Source organism: uncultured Aggregatibacter sp. (assembly GCF_901873365.1).
In the GTDB taxonomy this organism is placed as follows: domain Bacteria; phylum Pseudomonadota; class Gammaproteobacteria; order Enterobacterales; family Pasteurellaceae; genus Aggregatibacter.
Genome location: NZ_CABFLM010000109.1, coordinates 1 through 3,384 on the forward strand (window position 1 = coordinate 1; position 3,384 = coordinate 3,384).

General features: G+C 30.6%; 5 protein-coding genes. All 5 read left to right on the forward strand.

Annotated elements, in window-relative coordinates:
* The first annotated feature begins 523 nt into the window (after nucleotides 1-523).
* Nucleotides 524-1,045 (forward strand): Imm15 family immunity protein, encoded by a 522-nt coding sequence (locus QZ106_RS09295; protein WP_295976567.1) that lies wholly within the window; start codon nucleotides 524-526, stop codon nucleotides 1,043-1,045.
* 145 nt (nucleotides 1,046-1,190) lie between these two features.
* Nucleotides 1,191-1,706 (forward strand): Imm15 family immunity protein, encoded by a 516-nt coding sequence (locus tag QZ106_RS09300; RefSeq protein ID WP_295976568.1) that lies wholly within the window; start codon nucleotides 1,191-1,193, stop codon nucleotides 1,704-1,706.
* A gap of 263 nt (nucleotides 1,707-1,969) precedes the next feature.
* Nucleotides 1,970-2,197, forward strand: coding sequence for a hypothetical protein (locus QZ106_RS09305; protein ID WP_295976569.1), 228 nt, complete (start codon nucleotides 1,970-1,972; stop codon nucleotides 2,195-2,197).
* A gap of 22 nt (nucleotides 2,198-2,219) precedes the next feature.
* Complete coding sequence (locus QZ106_RS09310) at nucleotides 2,220-3,098, forward strand: T6SS effector amidase Tae4 family protein (protein ID WP_295976570.1); 879 nt, start codon at nucleotides 2,220-2,222, stop codon at nucleotides 3,096-3,098.
* A gap of 43 nt (nucleotides 3,099-3,141) precedes the next feature.
* On the forward strand, nucleotides 3,142-3,384 hold a 243-nt coding region (locus tag QZ106_RS09315; protein WP_295976571.1), incomplete at its 3' end, for a hypothetical protein.

The window sequence follows — 3,384 nt, forward strand, 5'->3', positions numbered from 1 at the left end:
CTTTTTATTAGTATTAAAAGTAAATTTTATATCATATATGTATTTTATTTTCATATTACCTGTTGGAAACAGAGATAGTTTTCCCTTTTGTTATATTTTCATTAATAGTAATTCCTTTTATTAAAAAATATAAATTATTTTATGGAATATTAAATATGATTGTAGTATATCTAATGCTTTGGCTAGCATTTCTATGGGTTATTAGCATCGGAATTAATAAGTATGGCGTTTAACTAACTATATAAACATATTCCAAAATCTCTTAAAAATACAAGATTAGCTGAATAAAACATACAAGCATCATTTTATTTCTGCACCATAAAATGACTAATTAAAATTATGCAACCACATCCAATACTTACTCTCACAAATGGAGGTGAAGGCGTTGGCTGATAATGCTGAGGCGGATCTTAATATTGATGGAACTATTCATGATAAACATAGAGGAGTGCCTAAATTTGGTAAAGATGAGAGAGATTTCTTGTTTTGCTACAGATGGAATTATTGAGATTAGGAGTTAAATATGAATTTGAATAAAGCAATATATGATCTTATGGAAAATAATTCTTCAATTCAGTTTAATGAATTACTTTTTGATTATGAAACATATGAAGAGTCACCTTTAATTCACAGGTATATTGAAATAGAGCCATTTAAGAAATATCTAAAAAAAGAAGATCTTAATACATTTTTATTTAATTTGGCAGTTACTCACCTCAATAATGTTAAGCTATATGCTAAAAAATTTTTAAGTAAAAATGCATATTCTAATTTTTTTATCTGTATAACTTATACTGATGATGATTGCTGGGTTGATAATGAAGGCTTTTTTATCCCTAATTTCTTAGTTACTCAAAAAGAGAATGTATTGAATTTTAAAGATTTAATAAAAAAGAATGAGAAATTAGATATGAATAAATATCCAATAATCAAAAGAACATTACTAGAATTAGGATTATATAAGGAAATAGATGTTTATCATAAAAAATGGTTTGATTCATCTTGTCAAGATTATATTCAAAGATTCTATTTTATTAACAAATAATTACTATATTAATACTATCCTATGCTCACAATGATTCAGCACTTAGTGTAGATGGAACAATACATGATAAACATCGAGGCATGCCACCATTCTCTAAAGACGATAGAGATTTTTTATTTTGTTATGGCTGGAAAGGAGTATAAAAATGCATAGTTTAACATTATTAAATAAACTAGCAGAACTTGAAAAATCTTATCAAGAAAAGAATATTATAGATTTTTTAAAACATCCTGTCGAATTTGAGGAAATACCCATTATTACTCGAAAGGGAAGAGGGGATATTTTTCTAGAATTATTCTCTAAAAAGGATTTTGATGTTTTCTTTTTAAATGTAGCGTTGTTTTATCTTAATAATATTAAGTTAATCGCGAGAAAGGTATTAAGTGAGAATGAAAGAAAAGATCTTTTTTTATGTATAACATATCCTGACTTAGAATTATCTGGCTTATATGGTTTTAACATACCCAATATCTGTATTTCAAAAGCAAAATATAAAGAAAAATTTGAGGAAAAACCGCAAGTAAATTTAGATCAGATGTTATGGTTAAAAGATTCCCTAGAGCAACTTGGATATATCGACACATTTAAGATTGTTTATTCTAAATCTGATGATGGTTTTGGAGAAGAGTTTTCTAGAGTATTTTTATTAAATAAAGAATAATATTATTTCCTATTAATTAAGTTAATAACTAGGTTGTCGAAGGTTCCTACTAAGTTAATCAACCCACTTATCTTCAGGATATAGTGCCCCAAGTGGACTATTATCCTTATTTAGGTAATCATATCCATTTACGACAAGCTAATCAAAACCCCGAAACTTGTCGATGTTTTTGGGGAAAAGAAGCAGTTATAGATGCTTCACAAGGGCAAACTCCCCCAGTAGGTGCGATCCCATTAGAAAAATTTATAAATTAAGGATGAAGAATGAATTATTACGATACAAATCAACGTATTAAATTAGGTGATGTGGTTATTTATGCAGGTGAAATAGGACGGATTGTAGCCATAATTGAAGATGAACTATACACAGACGAATATTCTAAAGAGCATTGGTCTTATTTAGAAAAGGGATTTCTTGCAGATATAAACAAATATGGATTACTTCATTTTGTTGAACCTGATGAAGATCTAGTTCCATTATCTAGAAAATAATCTTCATTATGAAAATATATGTGTGGTCAGACAAAACAGCGAAAACAACGAGGAAACCGACCGCACTTTCACCTACATTTACACCCATCCCGACAGCTATGAGCCGTTGGCGCAGTGTTATAAAGAGAGTGAAAACGCACAACATACCGTCAACTACTTCCACTGCGACCAAATCGGCGTGCCTAGAGAAATGACAGACAGCCAAGGCAAACTCCTTTGGAAAGGGCGTTATGACGCGTGGGGACAGCTTATTCACGACAGCAACCGCCATGCCCAACGGGCTACACACCAACCGTTCCGCCTGCAGAACCAGTACTTCGACCAAGAAACGGGCTTGCACTACAACTTTTTGCGTTATTATGAACCCGCACTTGGGCGGTTTATTACGCAAGACCCGATTGGGTTGATGGGTGGGATGAATCTCTATCAATTTGCAGCAAATACACAGACATGGGTTGATGAGTTTGGATTAATATCTAAAAAGAAATTACCGTGTTTTGAACAATTAAGAGATGCGTATCCAAATTTCAATATTCAACCTAGTGCTAGACCTAGCTCTGATTCATACGCAGTAAATCAATGTGCGATTAGGGTTTCATCTGCAATGCAAAAAACAGGCATTGATATAAAAAATTTATATCCTAAAGGTAATCAGACATCGGAGGGATATGCTCGCTCATCAAAAGGACTTGCAGATTGGATTTGGAAAAATTATGGTAAACCAAAACAAATGTCTTTATCAGATTTTGCAAATAACTCAATAAATTTAAAAGGTATATTTTATGAATTACCAAAAGAAGATAGTATTGGTCATATTGACATTATTGACCAAGGAAAAGTTGGCTCAGGTTTCTACGATGCTAAAGAAATTTGGTTTTGGCCTATGGAGGATTGTAAATAAATTTTTTTGGATTAATATTTTTATATGTTTTTATAATGACTCAATGGCTAGCAGTACTGGGCTAATTGATTCAATTAAGTTAAATGACTTAAAAAACAATAGACTTATATTAAATCAATCAAGTGATTTTATTTTTCCGATAGAGAGTATCTTAATCAGCAAAGATAAAATATTTATTAAAACTTATGGCTCAGAATATCACCCAGTTAAATTAGAAAAAATAGATAACAACAGTTATAAAATTAGAAATATTGTATTTTTGTATTCAGGAGATGGTATTATCTTA